Genomic DNA, 1,345 nt, shown 5'->3' on the forward strand with positions numbered 1-1,345 from the left:
TCAACAGGAATTTTATTAAGTCCGGAGGGACTTAATCGACGATTTAATTCGGATTCTGTAGCCTTCTTTCGCACTGTATTTACTACACTTCTACAAGCTAAAATTGGAGGAGTATCTAAGATTTCTCATTCTCTTTCTTCTTATTTTGAGCGGATTCTCGTCCTTGATTCTACAACTTTCCAAGTTCCAGATCGATTCGCAACTACTTATCCTGGTGCCGGAGGGTGTAGTCATACAGCTGGTGTGAAAATCCAACTAGAGTATGACTTGTTGAGTGGAAAATTTTCTGATGTGGAAATTGAACCAGGAAAACGAAGTGATCAGGCATATAGTGCGACTCGAACAGGCATGGCACAAAAGAATGAACTATATATTCGTGACTTAGGATATTTTCGTCTACAGGACTTTAAGTCTATTCAAGATAAGCAAGGATATTATTTATCACGTCTAAAGTTACCAACTAAAATATATAGAAAAGAATTTGAAACAGTGGTATTTAAAACAAAACCCGCTCAATTAAAACCGGTATATATACAAATTCATTTGGAAGACATCATGAAACAATTGCAGCCTGGCCAAGTGTATGAATTACATGATGTATATGTAGGGAGTAAAGACAAACTTCCTACTCGAATTGTAGTTTATAGATGTACCGAGGAGCAAAAACAGAAACGTCTACGTGATCGAGCTATTCGCGAAAAGAAAAAAGGAATTACATATACAGAGCGTACAAAACTTTTACAAGGTATTACGGTATATATGACAAACATTCCTACGGAATGGGTACCAAAAGAGAAAATTTATGATCTATATTCACTGCGTTGGCAAATTGAGCTGTTATTTAAAATATGGAAATCTTGGTTTCAAATTCATCGTTGTAAATCTATTAAACAAGAACGATTAGAATGTCACCTTTATGGGCAACTCATTAGTATTCTATTATGTTCTTCTACTATGTTTAAAATGCGAGAACTCCTGTTACGTAAGAAACAGAAAGAGCTAAGTGAATATAAAGCGATGTACATAATTAAGGATTATTTTTTACTTTTTTACCAAGCATTACACAAAAACACCCAAGAATTATCAAAGGTTCTCCTTCGTCTGTTTAACCTCCTACAGCACAACGGACGAAAATCTCATCGATATGAGAAAAAGACAGTCTTTGATATTTTGGGTGTTGTTTATGAGTATACCACTTCTACTCATCAGGTAGCATAGTAAAAAAATTGAAGCCCGTCAGGGTTTATTTGATATGCCTACTTTTATAAAATCTATAAAAGATAATAAAAAACTATATGGAAAGACCGCATTTTGTATAAAAATATACCTTAAGTTGATGGATGTG

General features: G+C 34.3%; 1 protein-coding gene. It reads left to right on the forward strand.

From position 1 onward, the window contains the following. Positions 1–1,218: IS4 family transposase (locus Q3V31_RS30610; protein ID WP_329767699.1), on the forward strand; the 1,218-nt coding region annotated here is incomplete at its 5' end. Positions 1,219–1,345 lie beyond the last annotated feature (127 nt).

This window comes from Bacillus nitratireducens (assembly GCF_036320425.1).
Taxonomy (GTDB): Bacteria; Bacillota; Bacilli; order Bacillales; family Bacillaceae_G; genus Bacillus_A; species Bacillus_A nitratireducens.